The sequence below is a fragment of the Pseudomonas sp. 313 genome (genome assembly GCF_000316965.1).
In the GTDB taxonomy this organism is placed as follows: Bacteria; Pseudomonadota; Gammaproteobacteria; order Pseudomonadales; family Pseudomonadaceae; genus Chryseomonas; species Chryseomonas benzopyrenica.
The window spans coordinates 84,927-107,079 of record NZ_ANBZ01000061.1; the positions used below are offsets into that span (position 1 = coordinate 84,927).

Sequence of the window (22,153 nt, forward strand, 5' to 3'; positions counted from 1 at the left end):
GAAGACCCTGCGCCACGGGGCGGGCATCCGGTAAGATCGGCGCTTTTTCCGCGACGACTCCGCCATGTCCCAGCCTTCCCGCTCCGAACTGCTCTACGGTCCCCAGGACCGACCGCGCCCGCTGATCGCCCTGCTCGCCGCCATCCAGCACCTGCTGGCGATCATCGTGCCCATCGTCACCCCCGGTCTGCTGATCTGCCAGGCCCTCGGTGTCTCGCCGCGCGACACCAACCTGATCGTGTCCATGTCGCTGGTGATCTCGGGGATCGCCACCTTCGTCCAGTGTCGCCGCTTCGGGCCCTTCGGTGCCGGGTTGCTGATCGTCCAGGGCACCAGCTTCAACTTCGTCGGCCCGCTGATCGCCGGAGGCGCGCTGATGGTCAAGAACGGCACCCCGGTGGAAGCCGTGATGGCGGCCATCTTCGGCGTGGTGATGGCCGGCTCCTTCGTCGAGATGGGCGTGTCGCGGGTGCTGCCCTTCGTCAAGCGCCTCATCACCCCGCTGGTGACCGGCATCGTGGTGCTGATGATCGGCCTGACGCTGATCAAGGTCGGCCTGATCAGCATGGGCGGCGGCTTCGCGGCGCTGGGCAACGGTACCTTCGCCAATGGCGAGAACCTGCTGCTGTCGGGCACCGTGCTGGCCACCATCGTGGTGCTCAATCGCCTGCCGCTCCGTGGCCTGCGCAGCAGCGCCATCGTCGTCGCCCTGCTGCTGGGCTATGCCCTGGCGGCCTGGCTGGGCCGGCTGAATTTCACTGGCATGCACGAGGCCGCCTGGGTGCAGATCCCCCTGCCGCTGCACTTCGGCCTGGGCTTTTCCTGGTCGCTGTTCGTGCCCCTGCTGGTGATCTATCTGGTGACCTCGCTGGAGGCCATCGGCGACATCACCGCCACCAGCAAGGTCTCCCGCGAACCGGTGGAAGGCCCGCTGTGGATGCAGCGGATCAAGGGTGGCGTCTTGGTCAACGGCGCCAACTCGCTGCTGGCCGGGCTCTTCAACACCTTTCCCAGCTCGGTGTTCGCCCAGAACAACGGAGTGATCCAGTTGACCGGTATCGCCAGTCGCCATGTCGGCCTCTGGATCGCCGCCATCCTGGTGCTGCTGGGCCTGTTCCCGGCGGTGGCCGGGGTGATCCAGGCGGTGCCCGAGCCGGTGCTCGGGGGTGCGGCCATGGTGATGTTCGGCGCGGTCGCCGCCTCGGGGATCAACATCCTCGCCAGTGTCGAACTGGACAGACGCGCGCTGCTGATCATCGCCGTGTCCCTGGCCCTGGGCCTGGGCATCTCCCAGGTGCCGGAATTTCTCGCCCATATGCCGGCCGGCCTGAGGGCGGTGCTGGAATCCGGCGTCGCCACCGGCGGCCTGTGCGCCCTGCTGATGAACTGGTTCCTGCCGGAGACGCCAAAAGCCGCTGGCTAGACCAGGCTTTTTCATCCGCGGGCTGAAGTTCCGCGCAGGGGTGCCGATAAGCCTGGCAAGTCACCTGTGGGCTTGCCGCGATCGTCGTTTCGAGCGTGGGCGACCCACCCAGCAGAGCGCCCATGATCAGCCCGGATGTTCCTGTCGTTAAGGTCCCGCTGCGCGAATATGCCGTCCTGGCGCGTGCCATGGGCGCCACCGTCTTTGCCCAGAACCTGGAGAAGCAGCCGGGCGAACTGGTCGGCTGGCGCTTTCCCAAGGGCTGCTTCGTGCAGAAGGCGCACTTCCAGATGCTGCTGGGCCGCCAGCCGGAAACGCTCTAGGGATTACCGTCCAGCGCCGCGAGAAAGCGCTGCGCCTCGGCCAGTTCGGTCTCGTTGAAGACGGCGACCCCGGCGCGCTTCAGCGCCGCCGCAGTAACGCCCTCACCGGCTACCCGGGTGCCGCTGAAGCGGCCATCGTAGTTTTCCACATTGCCGCACGAGGGACTGCGCGCCTTGAGCACCGCCAGGCGGATGCCATGCCGCGCGATCAGTTCGAGGGCGGCCTCGGCACCGGCGACGAAGGCGGCGGTCACGTCCTCGCCGCCATCGGTCACGACCGGCAACCGACCATCCAGCACCGCTCCACCCTGGCCACCGGGGATCTCGGCCGGCGGCCGCGGCGTGGACAGGCCCCCGGCCACCTCCGGACAGAGGGGCACGATGCGCCCTTCCGACTGCCAGACGCCCAGCAGATCGAAGGGGCCATGAGCGCCACCGTCATAGCGCACCCGATGCCCCAGCAGGCAGCGACTCACCAGTATCTTTTCCATACGCCCTCCAGGTCCGTCGCCAGTCTACCGCCTAGCCCTGCAGCGGATTCTCGCCACGGCGACGGAACCAGCCGGTCAGCGACAGCCGCTCGCGGGTGGCCGGCAGCACCTCGTGGGGCAACTGGCCGGAGAGAAAGCACACCAGGCTGCCGCCCAGGGGCAGGACATCCTGCTGGCGCTGCTCATCCAGATAAAGGCGCAGCTCGCCGCCCTGCTCCGGCAACCAGGCGTCGTTGAGATAGAGCACCAGGGAGACCATGCGCCGGTCGTCGTCGCGGAAGCGATCCAGATGCCGGGCATAGAAGGCACCGGGCGGATAGAGGGCGAAGTGGCTCTCGTAGTCTTCCAGGCCCAGGAACAGGGTGCGGTTGAAGGCCTCGCGCAGGGTATCCATCAGGTGCAGGTAGCGCTGCACGCCCGGATGGGCATCGTCCGGTTCCAACCAGGCGATGTGATCGCCACGCACGCCCTCACGGATCAGCGGGCTGTCGCCACGGCCGATGCCGGCGCGCTCCAGTTCGCCGCGGGCATGGCGCAGCCGGCATTCGGCGGCCAGCTCGGCGGTGAGGTCCGGCGGCAGGAAGATGCTCTGCCGCGACCAGCCATGGCTGGCGAGATCGTCGACGATACGTTGCAGCAGGGGATGCTCGGGGTGCAGAGCCATCGCGGGAACCGTAGGAACCGGACCAGGCCGGCGGGATGCCGAGTGTAAGAGAAGTCGGCCACGGCTGCGCGCCTGCCTTGACCAGGCGACGAATGCCCGGGATGAGCGCCTCGACAGCCAGCCTGGGGTTGCCGACAATGGCGGACTTTCCGGCTCCGTGCCGCTGCCCGAGGTGTCCATGCGCGTTCTGTTCGCTTCCCTGCTTTTCGCCATCAGCCTGCCCGCCCTGGCCGACGATACGGTCAGCCTCTATCAGGCCGCAGGTTGGCCCGAGCAGCGCGGCCACTTCCGCGACGCCCTGCAGGCCGCCCAGCAGCGCTATCAGAACAGCCTGCCGCCGGCGCTCTACCAGAGCCTGGTGGACAACAGCAACAAGCGTTATACCGCCGCGGCCATCGACCAGCGGGCCCTGGCCGCGCTGCGCCAGAGTCTGCCCGCCGAAGGCCCCGCACTGCAGTTCTTCCAGTCGCCCGTCGGGCGCAAGGTGGTCGCCGCGGAAATCGCCGCCACCCGCAGCGATCAGCTGGCCAAGCATGCCAACGGCGTCCCCCAGGTGCAGGCCAGCCCGGCCCGGCGCGCCCAGGCCAAGCGCCTGGCCACTGCCCTGCCCGTGCGTGAAGCCGGCGCCGAGGTCAGCGTGGCCCTGGCGGGCCTCGCCGCCGACAGCCTGAGCTCGATGCTGCCGGGCCTGATGGGGCAGCAGCAGTCCGGCGGCATGATCGAGCAGCAGCGCCAGCGTTTCATCCAGCAGATGAATGCCGGTGACCTGGAGAACACCCTGCTCTATGTCTACCGCACTCTGAACGACAACGAACTCGGTCAGTTCGCCGACTTCGCCAGTTCGCCCAACGGCAGTGCCTACTACCGGGCCGCCGTGGCCGCGCTGCGCGCCGGTCTGGGCAGCGGCGGGCAGTAAGACGGCTCAGGCGAGACGCTCGTCCAGCCAGCGAAAGTAGCGCTGGCGCAGGGCCTCGGTCTCGTTGACCAGATGGTGCCGCGCCTCCGGCAGGCGCAAGACCTCGGGCCGGGTGAACTTGGCCTCCAGCACCCCCAGGTTGTGCCGCCAGTCGACGGTGAAATCCTGCTCGCCCTGGATCACCAGCGGGCTACGGGTACTGGCCGGCGCCCCTTCCAGTTGCGGAATCCAACGCGCCAGGGCGCCGACCCATAGGGCCGGCAGTTCCCTGGGCTGCAGGCTGTCCTGCTGCAGAAAATCGAGAAAGGCCGGATCGCCGGAATTCACCGAAAAGCGCCGCGGCAGGGCCCGCACGAAGGGCTTCACCAGCCGATAGGTCCACAGGCTCTGGCGCCAGGCGTGGGGCCTGACCAGAGGCGCCAGCAAGATCGTCTCGCCCAGCTCGGGGGCAGGCTCGCCGCGCAGCAGATAGTCCAGCAGGATGGCGCCGCCGGTGCTCTGGCCCAGCAGGTGCCAGGGCCGGGGCAGGTCCAGGCGCCGGGCCTCGGCGATCAGCGCCGTCAGGGCGGTCTGGTATTCGGCGAAGTCGTTGATGCTGGCGCGGGCGCCACTGGACAACCCATGCCCAGGCAGGTCGCAGGCCAGCACTGCCAGCTGCCGCGACAGGGCCCAGTCCACCACATGGCCATAGAGGCCCATGTGATCGTAGTAGCCGTGCAGCATCAGCAGGCTGCCCCGCGGCTCGCGCGGCCACCAGCCCTGGATGGCGAGCTGATAGCCACCGGCCGCGAGCGCGCCCAAGGCCACCGTCACCTCGGGTCGCGTCCGGCTGTCCGCCAGGCGGTAATGGGCGCGATAACCCAGGTGGTCGTCAGCCGCGGGCAGGTCGCGGTGCAGGGGCACCAGGGTCCCGCGCAGTCGGTCTAGATCGAAGGAAGAGATCATGGGTCGGTTCAAGGTGAAGTTGCCACCATGATCAGCGTCCAGACCGCCACGGGACAAGGGGCCGCCAACAGACTTTTCCAATTGTTTCAAAATGCGCAACTCTCCCCTGCGCAAAGGTGTCTGAATATTTCACTGCCTAGGCAGTATTCTGGATGCGCTTGATTGCCTGGGCAGATACTGCAATGTCACATTTCGACCGTAGCAACTTTCCATTGCGCAACTCCGTAGGTCATCTGATCCACCTGGCGAACCAATACAAGGATCGCGTGCTGGACAGCCACCTGGCGCCTTACGACATCACCGCTGCCCAGTTCAAGGTGCTGCTGCTGCTCGCTCGCGACCAGACCGACACCCCGGCCGAACTCAGCCGCTGCCTGTCCCTCGACAGCGGCGCCATGACCCGCATGCTCGATCGCCTGGAAGCCAAGGGCCTGCTGCGCCGGGTGCGCAGCCTGAGCGATCGCCGCCAGGTGCGGCTGGAGTTGACCGCCCAGGGTCAGGCCCTGAGCAGTGAACTCATGCAGATCGGCGTGGATGCCCTCAATGACCTCACCCACTGCCTGGATCGCCAGGAGCTGGATGACCTCGAACGCCTGCTGCGCCGCCTGCTCAGCCCCTCCGGCCTGCTGCCGGAGACCTCTGGAGACCTCTGACCCATGACCTTTCGCCTGCCGTTGACCGCCCTCTGCGCCGCCCTGCTGCTGGCCGGCTGCGTGTCGTCCGAGGGGTTGCACACCCAGGGACGCGCCGTGGATCCGGCGACGCTCAAGGGCGACGCCACCTTTGCCAGCGATCGCCTCTCTCCCGCCCAGTGGCCGAGCGCCGACTGGTGGACCCGGCTGGGCGATCCGCAGCTCGACAACCTGATCCGCGAGGCCCTGCGCGACAGCCCCTCGCTGCAGGAAGCCGATGCGCGCAGCCGCCAGGCCGATGCCGCCGTGCTCGCCGCCGATGCCGATCGCTATCCACAGATCAACGCCAACGGCGGCGTGACCCGCTCGCGCCTGGCACGGCCGGATGACCCCGTCGGCCAGGGCGAGCGCTACAGCACCCTGCGCCAGTTCGATGTGAGCGGCAGCTACAGCTTCGATCTCTGGGGTGGCCAGCGCGCCGCCTGGGAAGCTGCGCTCGGTCGCGCCCGCGCCGGCGAGGTGGATCGCCAGGCCGCCCGCCTGACGCTGGCCGCCGACGTCAGCCGCGCCTACAACCAGCTCGGCCTGGCCTATGCCAATATGGACGTGGCCCAGCAGGACCTGGAGCGTACCCGCGGCATGCTCGACCTGGCCCAGCGCCGGGTGGACGCCGGCCTCGACAGCGACTACCAGTTGCAGCAGACCCAGAGCCTGGAGGCCAGCTCCGCCGCGGCCCACACCGCCGCCGAACAGCAGGTGCGTACGGCGCAGATCCGCCTCGCCGTACTGCTGGGCAAGGGGCCCGACCGCGGCGCCGAGATTCCCCGACCCAAGCTGATCGCCCCTGCCGCGGTGAATCTGCCCGGCCAGCTGCCCGCCGAACTGGCCGGTCGCCGCCCGGACCTGATCGCCGCCCGCTGGCGGGTGGAGGCCGCGAGCAAGGACATCGCCGCCAGCAAGACCAACTTCTATCCCAACCTGGACCTGACGGTGGCCGCCGGCAGCAAGGCCATCCTCGGCGACGCCTTGCTCGGCGGTCCGGCGCGCTTTTTCAACGTCGGCCCGGCGCTGTCGCTGCCGATCTTCGATGCCGGTCGTCGCCGCGCCGATCTCGCCAGCCGCGATGCCGACTATGACCTCGCGGTGGCCCAGTACAACCGGACCCTGGTGCAGGCACTGGGCGACATCGCCGACGCCATCACCCGCCAGCGCTCGCTGGACCAGCAGATCGTCGAGCAGCAACGGGCACGGGACATCGCCAAGAGCTCCTTCGACATCGCCATGCAGCGCTATGGCGCCGGCATCGGCAACTACCTCGATGCCCTGACCGTGGAGCAGCAACTGCTGCAGACCGAACGTCAGCTGGCCAGCCTCCAGGCCGACCGCGTCGACAGCGGCGTGCTGCTGATGCAGGCCCTGGGTGGCGGCTTCCAACCGTCCAAACTGCCGCCGGCGCCCGCCGCCGCGGCCACACACTGATACCGAGAGCCCGACCATGGCCGATTCCGCCGCAACCCCCAACGACAATGCCCAGGAGCAGAAGCCGCAGCGCTCCGGCAAACGCAAATTCCTCCTGCTGCTCCTGCTGCTGGTGGTGATCCTGGCCGGCGTGGGTGTCTACTGCTACCACCTGTTCTATGGCCGCTTCCATGCCGATACCGACGATGCCTACGTCAACGGCAACCTGGTGCAGATCACGCCCCAGGTCGTCGGCACCGTGACCCGCATCGCCGTGGATGATGGCGACTACGTCCGCCAAGGCCAGCCGCTGGTGGAATTCGATCCCAGCGACACCGCCGTCGCCCAGCAGAGCGCCGAGGCCAACCTGGCCAAGACCGTGCGCCAGGTGCGCGGCCTGTACAGCAACGTCGACAGCTACAAGGCCCAGGTGGCCGCCCGGCGCGTCGAGGTCGAACGGGCCCGCGCCGACTACGCCCGCCGCCAGCAACTGGCCAAGGGCGGCGCCATCTCCAAGGAAGAACTGGCCCACGCCCGCGACACCCTGGTGTCGGCGCAGAGCTCCCTGACCTCCGCCCAGCAGCAACTGGACACCAACCAGGCACTGGTGGACGACACCGAGATCGCCTCGCACCCGGACGTCAAGGCCGCCGCCGCCCAGCTGCGCCAGGCCTACCTCAACCATGCCCGCAGCACCCTGGTGGCGCCGGTCAGCGGCTATGTCGCCAAGCGCTCGGTACAGGTCGGCAGCCGCGTGCAACCCGGCGCGGCCTTGATGGCCGTGGTGCCGCTGGACCAGATCTGGATCGATGCCAACTTCAAGGAAACCCAGCTCGCCGAGATGCGCATCGGCCAGCCGGTGGAGATCCACTCCGACCTCTATGGCGACGACGTGCGCTATCGCGGCGTGGTGGAAAGCCTGGGCGTGGGCACCGGCAGCGCCTTCTCGCTCCTGCCGGCGCAGAACGCCACCGGTAACTGGATCAAGATCGTCCAGCGACTGCCAGTGCGTATCCGCCTGGAAGGCGACAACCTGGACAAGCATCCGCTGCGCATCGGCCTGTCGACCGTCGTCGATGTCGACCTGCACGACCAGGACGGCGCCCGCCTGCCCACCACCACGCCGCAGCAGCCGCGCTACAGCACCGATGTCTACGATCACCAGCTGGCCGAGGCCGATCAGCTGATCCAGCAGATCGTCCACAACAACGGTCCGGCCGCCCGCGCCGCCGGTGTCGCCAAGCGCTGACAGCCAAGGAGGCTCCCAGCGAGCCTCCCCGTCCACCCCTTCTGGTAATCCGTCATGAGCGATAACGCCTTTCGCCCGGCGAGCCTGCTGCTCGCTACGGTGGGCCTGTCCCTGGCCACCTTCATGCAGGTGCTCGACACCACCATCGCCAACGTCGCCCTGACCACCATTTCCGGCAACCTCGGGGTGAGTTCGGAACAGGGCACCTGGGTCATCACCGCCTTTGCCGTGAGCAACGCCATCGCCCTGCCGCTGACCGGCTGGATGGCGCGCCGCTTCGGTGAGGTGAAGCTGTTCATGGCCGCCGTGGTGCTCTTCGTCATCACCTCGTTCCTGTGCGGCATCGCCACCTCCATGCCGGAGCTGGTGATCTTCCGCGCCATGCAGGGTTTCGTCGCCGGCCCGCTCTACCCCATGGCCCAGACCCTGCTGCTGGCGATCTTTCCGGCGGCCAAGCGCGGCATGGCCCTGGCGCTGCTGGCCATGGTGACGGTGGTGGCGCCCATCATCGGGCCCATCGCCGGCGGCTGGATCACCGACAACTACAGCTGGCCGTGGATCTTCTTCATCAACATTCCCATCGGCATCTTCGCCACCCTGGTGGTCTGGAGCCAGCTGGGCAAGAAGCCGGAAAAGCTGGTGCACCAGCCCATCGACTATGTCGGGCTGATCCTCCTGGTGCTGGGTGTGGGCGTATTGCAGGTGGTGCTGGACAAGGGCAACGACCTGGACTGGTTCGAATCCAACCTGATCTGCCTGGGCGCGGCCTTTTCCGCCGTGGCCCTCACCGCCCTGGTGATCTGGGAGCTGACCGACAAGCATCCCATCGTCAACCTGCGGCTGTTCCGCTATCGCAACTTCAGCTTCGGCACCCTGGCGCTGGTGCTGGGCTATTCGGGCTTCTTCGGCATCAACCTGCTGCTGCCCCAGTGGCTGCAGACCCAGCTCGGCTACACCCCGGTGTGGGCGGGCCTGGCCGCGGCGCCCATCGGCATCCTGCCGGTCATCCTCTCGCCGCTGGTAGGGAAGTTCGCGCACAAGACCGACCTGCGCCTGCTGGCCGGGGGCTCCTTCCTGGTGATCGGGGCCTCGTGCTTCATGCGCGCCACCTTCAACAACGAGGTGGACTATCGCCACATCGCCGAGGTACAGACCTTCATGGGCCTGGGCGTGGCGCTGTTCTTCATGCCCACTACCAGCATCCTGCTGTCCAGCCTCAAGCCGTCGGAGCTGGCGGACGGCGGCGGTCTGGCGACCTTCCTGCGGGTGTTGGGTGGCAGCTTCGCCTCCTCCCTGACCACCTGGTTGTGGCAGCGTCGCGCCATCCATCACCATGCCCAGCTGACCGAGGACGTCACCGTCTACAGCCCGGCCACACAGCATTACCTGGACGCCCTCGGCGGGCCGTCGCAGCAGGCCTATGCCCAGCTGGACAAGGTGGTGGAAGGCCAGGCCTATATGCTCTCCACGGTGGACTACTTCACCCTGCTCGGCTGGATCTTCATGGGGCTGTTCCTGATCATCTGGCTGGCCAAGCCGCCCTTTGCGGCCAAGCCGGGGGCCGGCGGTGGCGACCACTAGGACAGGGTCTAGGGCGCGTGATGCTGGGTCTGCAGGTAGTCGGCGATGTCGCCTAGATCCTCGGCGTCACCGATGCCCCAGAATCTCATCTTGGTGCCTGGCACCTTCTGCTCGGGATCACGCAGAAAGGCCGCCAGGGCCTCGCGATCCCAGGCGAAACCGGCCTGGCGCATGGCTTCGGAGTAGTTGTAGCCGGCCAGACTGCCGGCCTGGCGGCCGAAGAGGTCGTTGAGCTGGGGGCCGAAGCCGGACTGGGCGCCGGGCCCCACCGAATGGCAGTTGTGGCAGCGCCGCAGGAAGAGATTGCGGCCGTTGTCGGCATCGGCCCAGGCCAATTCACCACTGAGCAATGCCAGCACGGCCAGCCCAGCCAGGCCCTTCATCGCTGGCACTTCCGGCAATAGACGCTGGCGCGCTGGCCCAGGCGGATCTCTTGCAGGCCAGTCCCGCAGACCTTGCAGAATTCGCCCTTGCGGCCGTAGACGAACAGCTCCTGCTTGAAATAGCCCGGCGCGCCGTCGCCGCCGATGAAGTCGCGCAGGGTGGTGCCGCCACTCTCGATGGAGCGCGCCAACACCTTCTTGATCTCTTCGGCCAGGCGCTCGTAGCGCGCCCGGGACACGCTGCCGGCCGCCCGGCGAGGATCGATGCCGGCGGCGAACAGTGCCTCGGCGGCGTAGATGTTGCCTACTCCCACCACCACGGCGTTGTCCATGATGAAGGGCTTGACCGCCATGCTGCGTCCACGCGACAGCTCGAACAGCCGACCGCCGTCGAAGGCATCGGTCAGGGGCTCAGGGCCCAGCTTGCTGAGCAGCACATGGGCGTGGGGATCCTGGGTCCAGAGCAGCGCACCGAAGCGGCGCGGATCGGTGTAGCGCAGCGACAGCCCGGATTCCAGCTCGATGTCGACGTGCTCGTGCTTGGCCGGCGGCTGGTCGGCCGGCACCAGGCGCAGGCTGCCGGACATGCCCAGGTGACCGATCAGGGTGCCGCTCTCGGCGCGGATCAGCAGGTACTTGGCCCGTCGCTCGACGGCCTCGATGCGCTGCCCGGACAGGCGCTCGTCAAGGTCCTCGGGTACCGGCCAGCGCAGCCGGCCATCGCGGACGATGACCCGGCGCACGCGCTGACCGACGACATGGGGCGCGATGCCACGGCGAGTGGTTTCGACTTCAGGTAGTTCGGGCATGAGGATCCAGGAGGATTGCGGACGCCTTAGTAATTGATCCGACCACTGCCCATTTCAAGGATTGTCTCCTTGAGCGACTCGAAGTCGTACTCGGACAGGCCGACGTGATCCAGCACCCGCGGGGCGATGGCCTGCCACTCGTGATCCTCGTCCTGGCCGCCCAGGGCGCGATAGCAGCCACAGATGTGCTCGGCCATCTTCAGCAGGGCCAGCAGATTCTTGATCTGGATATCGGTGGTCGAGTCCTCGTCGAAGACCGACTGGGCGTTGTGGTGATTGGCGATGGCCTGGCCGACGTGCTCCGGCAGGCGCCAGGAGCGGGAGATGAAATAGCCCACCACGGCGTGGTTGGTGTTGAATATCCGGTTCTCCACATCCACCACCCGCACCTGCTCGTTGACGCTGGCATAGGCCTCTTCCAGCACCGCCATGTAGTTGGGGAAGCGCTTGAGCATCAGCGGGATGCCACAGTTGTGGAACAGGCCCAGGGCATAGGCCTCGTCCGGGGTCGGGTAGCCGGTCTTCTTGGCCAGGCTCAGGCAGGTCTCGGCCACGTCTTGGGCGGTGTCCCAGAAGCGGTTGAGGATGACGATGGTCTCGTCGGTGAGCTCGCCCTTGATCGACTGGGCATTGATCAGGTTGATGACCGACTGGCTGCCCAGCAGATTGACCGCGCGCTGGATCGAGGTAATGCGATTGCTGAGGCCGAAATACGGCGAGTTCACCAGCTTGAGCAGGGCGCCCGACAGCCCCGGGTCCTGACCGATCAAGCGGGAGATGACCTTGAGATCGGGGCTGGGCATGAGTTGTTCGAGCTGCAGATCCACCATGATCTGCGGCTGCGGCGGAATGCTGATGCCTTGCAGAGCCTGACGGATCTGCTCCTCGGTCAGCTGAGGGGACGCTTGGGACATGGGGACTACTCTGCGATGGATGTCGCAAATTTACTCCGCGCCGTGCGCCGATGCCATCGGGCGCGACGAAGGAACTTCAGAGGGGTAAAGCGAGACGGATTTAGGAGCGCTGGCAAAAGGCTAGCCCGACCGAATTCCAATCGAGGTATCCGCAACCATGGCTACATCCCTGAACGGCAAGAAAATCGCCATCCTGGTCACCGACGGCTTCGAACAGGCCGAGCTCACCGGCCCCAAGCAGGCCCTGGAACAGGCCGGCGCCCAGACCCACATCATCTCCGCCGAGAGCGGTGAGGTGCGCGGCTGGGACGGCACCGAGCCGGCCGACAGCTTTCCGGTCGACCTCACCTTCGCCGCAGCCAATGCCGGTGACTATGACGCGGTGCTGTTGCCCGGGGGCGTGGTCAACGCCGACACCATCCGCATCGACGCGCAGGCCCAGCAGCTGACCAAGCAGATCGCCGATGCCGGCAAGCCGGTGGCCGTCATCTGCCATGGCGCCTGGCTGCTGATCTCCGCCGGCCTGGTGCAGGGCAAGACCCTGACCAGTTGGCCCTCGCTGACCGACGACCTCAAGAACGCTGGCGCCACCTGGCAGGACCAGGAGGTCATCGTCGACGGTCAACTGGTGAGCAGCCGCAAGCCGGACGACATTCCAGCCTTCAATCGCGAGTTCATCAAGCTGCTGGCAGGCTGACCCTCGGAGAATGGCACTTTGATCTCATAAGACTGAACTTATGGCAAAGTGCCAGGGTCTTATCGAGTGCCCCCAAAGCACTTTTAGCCCGCCCTGCCCGGCGGGCTTTCTTTTGCCTGGCGTTTGGCCTCAAGCCTGGAAGTCACCTTGCAGATCCACCAGATGGCGGTCGATAGCGGCCAGGCGCTGACCCTGATCGCCCATGCCCAGCCATTCCAGCTTGAGGTGGGCCTCGAACGGCAGCAGGTAGGCCAACTGGTAGCCCAGGGCCTGGCGGTCGGCGACTTCACCGCCCATGTCCAGGCTGGCGACCATGGGATGCTGGGCCAGGGCCACCAGCAGCGCCATGAGATCGGCGTCGCCATCGCGCAATGGCTGGGGCTCGCTTTCGGGGAGCCACTCCACCTCTCCCACCACCAGGTGATCGGGCTGTTCTTCCTGGCTCAGCAGGCGAAAGCGCCGGCCACCTTCGATACGGATGCCCAAGAGGCCGTTGCTCTGCTGCTGCCAGTCGCGGATCAGCGCCTCGCAGCCGTAGGCGCCCAGGCGATTGGGCGCCGCACCGGTCTCGTGGCCTTCGAGGATGGTCACCACGCCAAAGCTGCTGCCCCGCTTGAGGCAACGACCGAGCATGTCCAGATAACGGGCTTCGAACAGCTGCAGATCGAGGCGGCAACCGGGAAACAGGGTGGTGTTCAGGGGAAACAGGGGCAGCGTCATGCAACCTCCAGGGCTTGAGGGTCCTGCTGGATAGAACATCGAGCGCCGCCGAAGGCTCCCGCGCGGCGACGCGCGGAGCCCGACCGGATCAGAAGCGATAGACCTCGGCGCCGGTGCGAATGGGCACCACGGCTGGCAGCGTCGGCCGGGCCTGGGCCTCCTCGACGAGTTTTTTCGGCTCCTTGCGCGCTACCTCGGCCCCACGCCGGCCGCGCTGGGCGACCTTGGTGAGATCGGTGGCCAGGCGTGCGGCCAGTTGCTGCAGCAGCTCGCTCTGGGCCCGCACCTGGGCTGCGCGGTCGCCGGCATGACGCGCCTGCAGATGGACCACTTCGCTATCCAGCAGGCGGCCCTGGCCATCGCGCAGCTGCCAGCTGGCATCCAGCGCCGCAGGTGCCTGATCGCCCGCATCGAGGCGGGTCACCACCAGCTCCACGCGATACTGGGGATCGAAGCCCGCGGGTTGCTCACCCACCACCACCCGGCCGCTGTTCAGGCGACTGGCGAGTTGGCGCTGCAGCAGTTGCCGCACATTGGCATTCAGCGGTCCGGCCCAGTGATCGCCCGTGGTCTTGAGACTGCCATCGGGCTGGCGTTCCAGCAGCACGTCGCGCTGCAGATAGTCGGCCAGTTGCAGGCTTTCGATCCACACCGCAAGCCCACGCTCGCTGCTCGCCGGCGCGCGGGCGTTGCCGCCGTCGAGCTGGTAGTAGTGGCTGGGGCCGAGGCTGGCACAGCCACCCAGGCCGGCCAGCAGGCCAACGAGCGCCAGCCTGGCGAGACATATCCGTTTCATCGAGGCTCTCTCTCGACGGGCACCATGGCCCAGCGAGTCCTGGTCGAAAAAATCCGGACTATGCTAGCGGCTGACTGCAGACGGCTCAAGTTTCCACCTGCAGCGAGTCCACCCGCTGGAAGCCACGCGGCAGCTTGTTGCCGCGCCGGCCGCGCTCGGCGCGGTAGTGCTCCAGGTCGCTGCCCTTGAGGGTATAGGGTCGCTTGCCGGCCTGCAGGGTCAGGGAAGCACCGGCCGGCACCACGGCCAGATCGACCACGTACTCCTCGCGCTTGGCGACTCGCTCGCCAGGGATGGAGATCAGCTTGTTGCCCTTGCCCTTGGCCAGTTGCGGCAGCTCGGTGATGGCGAACACCAGCAGCCGTCCCTCGTTGGTGACCACCGCGATGGAGGTGTCCTCCAGGGAAGCCACCGGCTTCGGGGCCAGCACCTTGGCGCCGTTGGGCAGGCTGATCAGCGCCTTGCCGGCCTTGTTCTTGGCCTGCAGGTCCTCGCCCTTGACCACGAAGCCGTAGCCGGCATCCGAGGCCAGTACATAGAGGCTGCTGTCGTCCGGCAGGAGCAGACACTCGAAGCTGGCCCCTGGCGGCGGCGTCAGGCGTCCGGTCAGAGGTTCGCCCTGACCCCGCGCCGACGGCAGGGAGTGAGCCGCAACCGAATAGCTGCGCCCGGTGGAGTCGATGAAGACGGCGAACTGATTGGAGCGGCCCAGGGCTGCCGCCTTGAAGCCGTCGCCGGCCTTGTAGGACAGCCCGGTCGGATCGACGTCATGGCCCTTGGCCTGGCGCACCCAGCCCTTCTCGGACAGCACCACGGTCACCGGCTCGGTGGGCATGAGTTCGGTTTCGGACAGGGCCTTGGCCTCGGCACGCACGACGATGGGCGAGCGACGAGCGTCGCCGTAGGTCTCGGCGTCCTTGATCAATTCGTCGCGGACCAGATTGCGCAGCTTCTTGTCGCTGCCCAGCAGGGTCTGCAGGCGCTTCTGCTCCTTGAGCAGCTCGGCCTGTTCGCCACGGATCTTCATCTCTTCCAGCCGCGCCAGCTGGCGCAGGCGGGTTTCGAGGATGTAGTCGGCCTGGTCCTCGGAGAGCTCGAAACGGGCCATCAATGCCTGCCTGGGATGCTCTTCGGTACGGATGATGTGGATCACCTCGTCCAGGTTGAGAAAGGCGATCAGCAGGCCGTCCAGCAGGTGCAGGCGGCGGTTGACCTTGTCCAGGCGGAACTGCAGGCGGCGACGCACCGTGCCGATGCGGTAGAGCAGCCACTCCTGGAGGATCTGCCGCAGGTCCTTGACCTGGGGTTTGCCGTCCAGGCCGATGACGTTGAGGTTGACCCGGTAGCTGGATTCGAGATCGGTGGTGGCGAACAGGTGCTGCATCAGTTCGTCGGCATCGATGCGGTTGGAGCGCGGCACGATGACGATGCGGGTCGGGTTCTCGTGGTCCGACTCGTCACGCAGGTCGGCCACCATGGGCAGCTTCTTGGCCTGCATCTGGGCGGCGATCTGCTCCAGCACCTTGGAACCGGAGACCTGGTGCGGCAGTGCGGTGATGACCACGTCGCCGTCTTCACGGCGGTAGACGGCACGCATGCGCACCGAGCCGCGCCCGGTCTCGTAGATTTTGCGCAGGTCGGCGGGTGGCGTGATGATCTCGGCTTCGGTGGGGAAGTCCGGACCCGGCACATGCTCGAGGAGTTCGGGAATCCCGGCGATGGGATCGTCCAGCAGGCGCACGCAGGCAGCCGCCACCTCACGCAGGTTGTGCGGCGGGATGTCGGTGGCCATGCCCACGGCGATGCCGGTGGTGCCGTTGAGCAGCAGGTTGGGCAGGCGTGCCGGCAGCACCGCCGGTTCGTTCAGGGTGCCATCGAAGTTGGGCACCCAGTCCACGGTGCCCTGCCCCAGTTCATTGAGCAGCACCTCGGAATAGCGCGACAGCCGCGCCTCGGTATAGCGCATGGCGGCAAAGGACTTGGGATCGTCCGGCGCACCCCAGTTGCCCTGGCCATCCACCAGCGGATAGCGATAGGAGAACGGCTGGGCCATCAGCACCATGGCTTCGTAGCAGGCCGAGTCGCCATGGGGGTGGTACTTACCGAGCACGTCACCCACGGTACGGGCGGATTTCTTGTGCTTGGCGTCGGCGTCCAGGCCCAGTTCGCTCATGGCATAGATGATGCGACGCTGGACCGGCTTGAGACCGTCGCCGATGTGCGGCAGGGCACGGTCCATGATGACGTACATGGAATAGTTCAGGTACGCCTGCTCGGTGAAGTCGGCCAGCGAACGGCGTTCGACGCCATCCAGGCTCAGGTCGAGGGGTGCACTCATGGGAGTCCTTTGGTGTTACGTCTTTGATCGGGGGGCCCGGTCCATCGCGGTCATGGACCGCTCCTACAGGCGCTCGATACACCTGTAGGAGCGGTCGCTGCGGCGAACCGCCATGACCGCGATAAGCGCAGCCAACATATTTAGAGCAGCACTTCGGCGCGATCGCCCTTGGATTCCAGCCAGCTCTTGCGGTCGCCGGACCTCTTCTTGGCCAGCAGCATGTCCATCATCTCGAGGGTGCCAGGCACGTCCTCGAGGGTCAGCTGCACCAGGCGTCGGGTGTTGGGATCCATGGTGGTCTCGCGCAGCTGCAGCGGATTCATCTCGCCGAGGCCCTTGAAGCGGGTGACCTGGGGCTTGCCGCGCTTCTTCTCCGCCGCCAGGCGATCGAGGACGCCGTCACGCTCGGCCTCATCGAGGGCGTAATGGACCTCCTTGCCCAGGTCGATGCGGTACAGCGGCGGCATGGCCACATAGACATGGCCGGCGTCCACCAACGGGCGGAAGTGCTGCACGAACAGGGCGCACAGCAGGGTAGCGATGTGCAGGCCGTCGGAGTCGGCATCGGCGAGGATGCAGATCTTGCCGTATCTCAGCCCGCTCAGGTCGGCGCTGCCGGGATCGATGCCGATGGCCACGGCGATGTCGTGCACCTCCTGGCTGCCCAGCACCTCGCTGCCGTCCACTTCCCAGGTGTTCAGGATCTTGCCGCGCAGCGGCATGATGGCCTGGAATTCCTTGCTGCGCGCCTGCTTGGCGCTGCCGCCGGCGGAGTCGCCCTCCACCAGGAACAGCTCGGATCTCATCGGATCCTGGCCGGCGCAGTCGGCCAGCTTGCCGGGCAGCGCCGGCCCTTGCGTGATCTTCTTGCGCTCGACCTTCTTGCCCGCCTTGAGGCGGCGGCCGGCGTTGTTGATGGCCAGCTCGGCGATCTGCTGACCCAGCTCGGGATGGGCATTGAGCCAGAGGCTGAACGCGTCCTTGACCACCCCGGCGACAAAGGCGGCCGCCTCGCGGGACGACAGCCGCTCCTTGGTCTGACCGGAGAACTGCGGCTCCTGCATCTTCATCGAGAGGACGAAGGCGATGCGCTCCCAGACGTCTTCCGGGGCCAGCTTGAGGCCACGCGGCAAGAGGTTGCGGAATTCGCAGAATTCGCGGATGGCATCCAGCAAACCTTGGCGCAGGCCGTTCACATGGGTACCGCCCTGGGCGGTGGGAATCAGGTTGACGTAGCTTTCCTGCACCGACTCGCCGCCCTCGGGCAGCCAGAACAGCGCCCAGTCGACCGCTTCCCGGGCCGAGGCCAGGCTGCCGTGGAAGGGGGCCTCGGGCAGCCGCAGGGCATCGCCCACGGTGTCGATCAAATAGGATCTCAGGCCGTCTTCGTAATGCCATTCGCTACGCTCGCCGCTGGCTTCGTCGAGGAAGCTCACCGCCAGGCCCGGGCAGAGCACCGCCTTGGCCTTGAGCACGTGCTTCAGACGGCTGACGGAAAACTTGGGCGAATCGAAGTACTTGGGATCCGGCCAGAAGTGCACGCTGGTGCCGGTATTGCGCTTGCCGACGCTGCCGACCACGGCCAGCTCGCTGGCCTTGAAGCCGTCGGCGAAGGCCATGCCGTATTCGTTGCCGTCGCGCTTGACGCGCACCTCGACGCGGGTCGACAGGGCGTTCACCACGGAGATGCCCACGCCGTGCAGGCCACCGGAGAATTGGTAGTTCTTGTTGGAGAACTTGCCGCCGGCGTGCAGCTTGGTGAGGATCAGCTCGACGCCGGAGACGCCCTCTTCCGGATGGATGTCCACCGGCATGCCGCGCCCGTCGTCGAGCACCTCGAGGGAGTTGTCGGCGTGCAGGATCACCTGCACCTGGCGCGCATGACCGGCCAGGGCCTCGTCCACGCTGTTGTCGATGACTTCCTGGGCCAGGTGGTTGGGCCGGGAGGTGTCGGTGTACATGCCAGGGCGCTTGCGCACCGGATCGAGTCCGGAGAGGACTTCGATGGCGTCGGCGTTATAGGCGTTCTGCGTGGCCATGGGGTCTCTATTCGAAGGTGTTGAAATCCAGCTCGCGCCAGAGCGCCGGATCGAAGCCGGCCAGCTCCAGCAGCAGCGGCAGCTGGCGATGGAAGCCCTGGAAGCCGTGGTCGCCACCCTGCTCGATACGCAGGGTGCAGGCGCCGTAGTAGCGTTCGGCGTCGCGGTAGTCGAGGGTCTCGTCGCCGGTCTGCAGCCAGACGTGGAAGCGCTCGGGATCCGCCGGCGCGGCGACTTCGAGCGCACGCATGGCCTCGACGTGGGCCTCGGTGAGGATCCAGATCTCGCCGGTATGGTGATTGCGCTGGAGCCCCAGGTAATGCTCCATGAAGCGCCAGGGCCGGACCGCGGGGTTGATCAGCACGGCCTTGAGCCCGTGGTGCTCGGCCAGGACGGTGGCATAGTAGCCGCCCAGGGAGCTGCCGACCAGCAAGGGGGCGTCCAACTCGGCCAGTTCGCGCTCCAGGAGCGCGAAGGCGGCATCGGCATCGTTGGGCAGCGCCGGGGCACGCAGGCGGTCCGCCAGGCCGAGTCGGGTCATGCAGGCGGTCAGCTGCCGCGCCTTCAAGGACGCGGGTGAGCTGTTGAAACCATGGATATAGAGGATCGACGGCATCGGGCCGCTCCTACTGGATAAAAAAACAGGTAAAGAGTAACCCGTTTCGACCCGCGCGACCAAGGCAGCCGACCGGCGTCGGCGTCAGTAGCCCGCCGCGCTGTGATCCACAGTGAAGGCATGCTGTTGCAGACGCGAGACACCGGTTTCCAGGGTGCCATCGGGCAACAGGCGCAACCAGCGATAGCCCGGGGCCTGGTCGCCCGCCTTGAAATCCTCGCTGCCCGGCTCGAATTGCAGACCGGTGGACGGCGAGGCCAGCAGACGCACGCCGTTGCGCAGCTGATCGAATTCCTGATGGATGTGACCCCAGAGCACGACCTTGACCTGAGGATGGCGATCCAGCACGGCGAACAGCTCGTCCGGCCGGTGCAGCCCCAGGGGTTCCATCCAGCCACAGCCCACCGGGACCGGGTGATGGTGCAGGCAGATCAGTGCGGGGCGTTCGGGCGCAGCGCTCAGGGCCTCTTCCAGGGCCAGCAGTTGCGCCTGCTCCAGCTCACCGAACACGCAGCCGCGCACGGTGCTGTCGAGCAGGATGAGACGCCAAGCGCCCAGGTCGGTGACGGATTCCAAAAAATCGCGATCGCCACAGGCCTTGGCCATGGGCGCGTTCTCGTCATGGTTGCCGGCCAGCCAGCGCATGGGCGCGTCCAGCGGCTCGGTCAGCGCGCAAAAGCGCTGATAGGACGCCACGGAACCATCCTGGGAGAGGTCACCGCTGGCCAGCAGCAGATCGATGCGTGGCTGCTCCCGTAGCACCTGGGCGACCACCTGTTGCAGGCTGGCCGCCGTATCGATGCCCAACAGCCGGCCATTGGCACGAGCAAACAGATGACTGTCGGTCAGTTGGACGACGAGGGGAGTGTTGACACTATCCGGCAAACTCACCAAAGCCTCCTAGGCATAAGGGGACAACGAGCGCAGGCAGGGTGCAGAAAAGTTCCCGGGGACTTGCGTGCATGCATCACATTTTCGCAGCTTGGCGAGCGAGAGGGAAGCCGCGGCTGTCAGCGTTGCGCCCTGGTACTCATCGCTGCAGGATGGGTTCAGCCTCGTGGCCACAGGCCAGGCAGTGACTCAGCCACTCGCCGAGAAACAGATTGAGCTGGTTCTTTTCGTCAGGCTGATGCATCGCCTGGTTGGGATAGGGATAGCGTCCGAGCAGGTGCCGGGAGGCCCCGGCCGACACCACTTCCGCCATCCGCGCGTCGTGATAGACCCGCACTTCCAGCTCGGGAACCGGCAGCCAGGGCAGCCCCAGTTCCTGGCGGACCCGCAGCACCGTCGTATAGGGACAGGCCTCGGTGACCTCCAGCGCCAGCACCCCCAAGGGGCGCTCGCCTTGCGACAACATGACGCGGCGCGATACCACGGCTTCGCGCATCTTGGGCAGAAGCCGCATCAGCCGCACGTAGTTGGCCTCGCACGTGGCCTGCAGGCCCGGCAGGTCAACTCGATAGCGATCTCGCAGTTTCAGCCCCATAACCCCCGTACCTCGGCGCGATTGAGCGCCAACCATTGCAGGGCGATGATTGCCGCTGCGTTATTGATTCGACCGTCGCGCACCCCTGCCAGTGCCTCGTCCAGCGACCAGACATGGACGCGAATGTCCTCGCCCTCCTCCTCCAGACCATGGACGCCACCGGCGTCCGCGGAGCTGCAGCGGCCCAGGTAGAGATAGACCTGTTCGTCACTGCCGCCGGGCGAGGGGAAGTAGGTGGAGATGGGCCAGAGCGATTGCAAGGTCAGCCCGGCTTCTTCCTCGGCTTCCCGATGAGCGACCGCCTCGACGGCCTCGCCCTGCTTGTCCACCAAGCCCGCCACCGGCTCAAGCAGCCAGGGATGAGCGGTCTTTTCCATGACGCCGACGCGAAACTGCTCGATCAGCACCACCTCGTCGCGCACCGCATCGTAGGGCAGCACGCAGACGGCATCGGGACGCACGAAGACCTCGCGCTCCAGTTCCGGGCCCAAATCACCGGAGAACTGGCGATGGCGCAGCCGGAAACGGGCCATGCGGTAGAAGCCCTGAAAGCAGATCTCGCGGCTCAGGATTTCAACGGCGGGCGCCTGGGATTCATTGGCTTCGGTCATGGGCGCTCCAGCGCTGATTGCAGGTAATCAGATCATCCTAGCGTGCCGCCTGCGCTCGTGCAGCCCCCGGCGCGCCAAGTCGCGAAAAGGACAACAAGCCGGGAAACCTGCGCCCACCCCTGGCAAACTTATGGGGCCAGACGGGTTCGAAAGCCGTCGTTCTCTGTTTCCAGGACAAGGAATCCCATGCGTATCCGCCCGCTCCTCCTGCTCGCCGGCCTGCTGCTCGGTGGTTGCCAAAGCGTCTTCGGCCCCAACCTCGACAAACCCCTCACGCCTCGCCACCAGGCCTGGGAGCACCGCCCCGCCGGCTGCCAGGGCGAAGACTGCCCACTGATCAACATCGACTACGTGGAGTTCGGCGAACCGGCGCTGGACGCCCTGGTGCAACGCCACCTGCTGGGCCTGGCCCGTGCCGAACCGGGCGCGCCCATCCCCGCCTCGCTGGCCAGCTACGAGCAAAATTTCCTCGCCAAGGCCCAGCCGCGCTGGAGCAGCTATCTGCAGGCCAAGGTGCGCGAACAGCATGACGGCCTGGTGATCATTGAATTCTCCAGCTACCTGGCCAACGGCGGCGCCCATGGCCTGGCCGGCCGCGACTTCGTCACCTGGGATCGCCATCTCGATCGGCAGATCACCCTGGGCGACATGCTGGTGCCGGGGCAGGAAGCCGAGTTCTGGCGCCTGGCGCAGCTGTCGCGGGAGGCCTGGATGCTCAGCAACGGTGTCGGCGATGCCGAATTCCGTCAGCAGTGGCCCTTCCTCAAGACCAACAACGTGGCCCTGGACTTCGGCGCCCTGACGCTCAAGTACGACATCGGCAGCATCGCCCCCTATGCCATGGGCCATCCGGAGCTGAAGATCCCCTATCCCAAGCTCAACGGCATCCTCAAGGGCGAGTATTTCCCGGGGCGCGGGAAGAGTCGCCAGCCGTAGTCCGCCCTGTTGGGCTTCGACGGTGGAGCCGTCTCAGCCCAACCTACGGTGTCACCTCGGACCGCGACCGACGTAGGTTGGGTTGAGCGCAGCGAAGCCAACAGGCCCTATTCAGCAGCGCACCGT

General features: G+C 66.7%; 23 protein-coding genes. 9 read left to right on the forward strand and 14 right to left on the reverse strand.

What is annotated here, in order from left to right; translation table 11 throughout:
• Nucleotides 1-64: 64 nt before the first annotated feature.
• Both C722_RS0112035 and C722_RS0112040 read left to right on the forward strand, forming a co-directional pair.
• A complete protein-coding gene (locus C722_RS0112035) occupies nucleotides 65-1,423 on the forward strand; it encodes a nucleobase:cation symporter-2 family protein (RefSeq protein ID WP_017640735.1) in 1,359 nt (452 codons plus the stop codon).
• 122 nt (nucleotides 1,424-1,545) lie between these two features.
• Nucleotides 1,546-1,746, forward strand: coding sequence for a hypothetical protein (locus C722_RS0112040; protein WP_017640736.1), 201 nt, complete (start codon nucleotides 1,546-1,548; stop codon nucleotides 1,744-1,746).
• Here the strand turns inward: C722_RS0112040 and C722_RS0112045 are convergent.
• Nucleotides 1,743-2,237 carry a DUF523 domain-containing protein gene (locus C722_RS0112045; protein WP_017640737.1) on the reverse strand — a complete coding sequence of 165 codons (495 nt, stop codon included), beginning with the start codon at nucleotides 2,235-2,237 and terminating at the stop codon, nucleotides 1,743-1,745. The two genes, C722_RS0112040 and C722_RS0112045, sit on opposite strands and share 4 nt — an antisense overlap.
• Before the next feature lie 31 nt (nucleotides 2,238-2,268).
• Nucleotides 2,269-2,901 carry a 2OG-Fe(II) oxygenase gene (locus C722_RS0112050; protein WP_017640738.1) on the reverse strand — a complete coding sequence of 211 codons (633 nt, stop codon included), beginning with the start codon at nucleotides 2,899-2,901 and terminating at the stop codon, nucleotides 2,269-2,271.
• 178 nt (nucleotides 2,902-3,079) lie between these two features.
• Here C722_RS0112050 and C722_RS0112055 point away from each other — a divergent pair, with 178 nt between their 5' ends.
• Nucleotides 3,080-3,817: a DUF2059 domain-containing protein gene (locus C722_RS0112055; RefSeq protein ID WP_017640739.1), complete on the forward strand. Its 738-nt coding sequence runs from the start codon at nucleotides 3,080-3,082 to the stop codon at nucleotides 3,815-3,817.
• A gap of 6 nt (nucleotides 3,818-3,823) precedes the next feature.
• On the opposite strand, the gene C722_RS0112060 is transcribed toward C722_RS0112055, so the two are convergent.
• Nucleotides 3,824-4,762 carry an alpha/beta hydrolase gene (locus C722_RS0112060; RefSeq protein WP_017640740.1) on the reverse strand — a complete coding sequence of 313 codons (939 nt, stop codon included), beginning with the start codon at nucleotides 4,760-4,762 and terminating at the stop codon, nucleotides 3,824-3,826.
• Between the two features lie 182 nt (nucleotides 4,763-4,944).
• Here C722_RS0112060 and C722_RS0112065 point away from each other — a divergent pair, with 182 nt between their 5' ends.
• From C722_RS0112065 to C722_RS0112080, 4 genes are read left to right on the forward strand one after another with little or no spacing between them, the layout of a single operon-like run.
• Nucleotides 4,945-5,415 (forward strand): MarR family transcriptional regulator, encoded by a 471-nt coding sequence (locus tag C722_RS0112065; protein ID WP_017640741.1) that lies wholly within the window; start codon nucleotides 4,945-4,947, stop codon nucleotides 5,413-5,415.
• 3 nt (nucleotides 5,416-5,418) lie between these two features.
• A complete protein-coding gene (locus C722_RS0112070; RefSeq protein WP_017640742.1) occupies nucleotides 5,419-6,873 on the forward strand; it encodes an efflux transporter outer membrane subunit in 1,455 nt (484 codons plus the stop codon).
• Nucleotides 6,874-6,889: 16 nt separating this feature from the next.
• Nucleotides 6,890-8,101, forward strand: a complete 1,212-nt coding sequence (locus C722_RS0112075) for an efflux RND transporter periplasmic adaptor subunit (protein ID WP_017640743.1) — start codon at nucleotides 6,890-6,892, stop codon at nucleotides 8,099-8,101.
• Nucleotides 8,102-8,155: 54 nt separating this feature from the next.
• Complete coding sequence (locus tag C722_RS0112080; protein WP_017640744.1) at nucleotides 8,156-9,682, forward strand: DHA2 family efflux MFS transporter permease subunit; 1,527 nt, start codon at nucleotides 8,156-8,158, stop codon at nucleotides 9,680-9,682.
• A gap of 8 nt (nucleotides 9,683-9,690) precedes the next feature.
• Here the strand turns inward: C722_RS0112080 and C722_RS0112085 are convergent, their stop codons facing one another.
• Genes C722_RS0112085 through C722_RS0112095 form a run of 3 tightly spaced genes read right to left on the reverse strand, consistent with a single transcriptional unit; the run spans nucleotide 9,691 to nucleotide 11,725 of the window.
• A complete protein-coding gene (locus tag C722_RS0112085; protein WP_017640745.1) occupies nucleotides 9,691-10,065 on the reverse strand; it encodes a cytochrome c family protein in 375 nt (124 codons plus the stop codon).
• Nucleotides 10,062-10,874: a bifunctional DNA-formamidopyrimidine glycosylase/DNA-(apurinic or apyrimidinic site) lyase gene (gene mutM / locus C722_RS0112090; RefSeq protein ID WP_017640746.1), complete on the reverse strand. Its 813-nt coding sequence runs from the start codon at nucleotides 10,872-10,874 to the stop codon at nucleotides 10,062-10,064. Before mutM ends, C722_RS0112085 begins: the two co-directional genes overlap by 4 nt.
• Nucleotides 10,875-10,900: 26 nt before the next feature.
• Nucleotides 10,901-11,725 (reverse strand): HDOD domain-containing protein, encoded by an 825-nt coding sequence (locus C722_RS0112095; RefSeq protein ID WP_173149192.1) that lies wholly within the window; start codon nucleotides 11,723-11,725, stop codon nucleotides 10,901-10,903.
• A gap of 220 nt (nucleotides 11,726-11,945) precedes the next feature.
• Here C722_RS0112095 and C722_RS0112100 point away from each other — a divergent pair, with 220 nt between their 5' ends.
• Nucleotides 11,946-12,485, forward strand: a complete 540-nt coding sequence (locus C722_RS0112100) for a type 1 glutamine amidotransferase domain-containing protein (RefSeq protein WP_017640748.1) — start codon at nucleotides 11,946-11,948, stop codon at nucleotides 12,483-12,485.
• Between the two features lie 129 nt (nucleotides 12,486-12,614).
• Here the strand turns inward: C722_RS0112100 and C722_RS0112105 are convergent, their stop codons facing one another.
• The 8 genes from C722_RS0112105 to C722_RS0112140 form a co-directional block, all read right to left on the reverse strand.
• Nucleotides 12,615-13,205 carry an LON peptidase substrate-binding domain-containing protein gene (locus C722_RS0112105; protein ID WP_017640749.1) on the reverse strand — a complete coding sequence of 197 codons (591 nt, stop codon included), beginning with the start codon at nucleotides 13,203-13,205 and terminating at the stop codon, nucleotides 12,615-12,617.
• 88 nt (nucleotides 13,206-13,293) lie between these two features.
• On the reverse strand, nucleotides 13,294-14,001 hold the full coding sequence (locus C722_RS0112110) for a membrane integrity-associated transporter subunit PqiC (RefSeq protein WP_017640750.1): 708 nt from the start codon (nucleotides 13,999-14,001) through the stop codon (nucleotides 13,294-13,296).
• 85 nt (nucleotides 14,002-14,086) lie between these two features.
• Entirely contained in the window at nucleotides 14,087-16,339 is a 2,253-nt protein-coding gene (gene parC / locus C722_RS0112115) for a DNA topoisomerase IV subunit A (RefSeq protein ID WP_017640751.1), read from the reverse strand.
• A gap of 140 nt (nucleotides 16,340-16,479) precedes the next feature.
• Nucleotides 16,480-18,378 (reverse strand): DNA topoisomerase IV subunit B, encoded by a 1,899-nt coding sequence (gene parE, locus C722_RS0112120; protein WP_017640752.1) that lies wholly within the window; start codon nucleotides 18,376-18,378, stop codon nucleotides 16,480-16,482.
• 7 nt (nucleotides 18,379-18,385) lie between these two features.
• The gene (locus C722_RS0112125) at nucleotides 18,386-18,994 is read right to left on the reverse strand and encodes a YqiA/YcfP family alpha/beta fold hydrolase (RefSeq protein WP_017640753.1); all 609 of its coding nucleotides are present in this window, start codon (nucleotides 18,992-18,994) and stop codon (nucleotides 18,386-18,388) included.
• Between the two features lie 84 nt (nucleotides 18,995-19,078).
• On the reverse strand, nucleotides 19,079-19,885 hold the full coding sequence (gene cpdA / locus C722_RS0112130) for a 3',5'-cyclic-AMP phosphodiesterase (protein ID WP_017640754.1): 807 nt from the start codon (nucleotides 19,883-19,885) through the stop codon (nucleotides 19,079-19,081).
• Nucleotides 19,886-20,024: 139 nt separating this feature from the next.
• Nucleotides 20,025-20,480 carry a DUF1249 domain-containing protein gene (locus C722_RS0112135; protein ID WP_017640755.1) on the reverse strand — a complete coding sequence of 152 codons (456 nt, stop codon included), beginning with the start codon at nucleotides 20,478-20,480 and terminating at the stop codon, nucleotides 20,025-20,027.
• Nucleotides 20,471-21,091: an NUDIX domain-containing protein gene (locus C722_RS0112140; protein WP_017640756.1), complete on the reverse strand. Its 621-nt coding sequence runs from the start codon at nucleotides 21,089-21,091 to the stop codon at nucleotides 20,471-20,473. The genes C722_RS0112135 and C722_RS0112140 overlap by 10 nt, the downstream gene beginning before the upstream one ends.
• A gap of 186 nt (nucleotides 21,092-21,277) precedes the next feature.
• Here C722_RS0112140 and C722_RS0112145 point away from each other — a divergent pair, with 186 nt between their 5' ends.
• Nucleotides 21,278-22,027, forward strand: a complete 750-nt coding sequence (locus C722_RS0112145) for an RsiV family protein (protein ID WP_017640757.1) — start codon at nucleotides 21,278-21,280, stop codon at nucleotides 22,025-22,027.
• The last annotated feature ends 126 nt before the right edge of the window (nucleotides 22,028-22,153 follow it).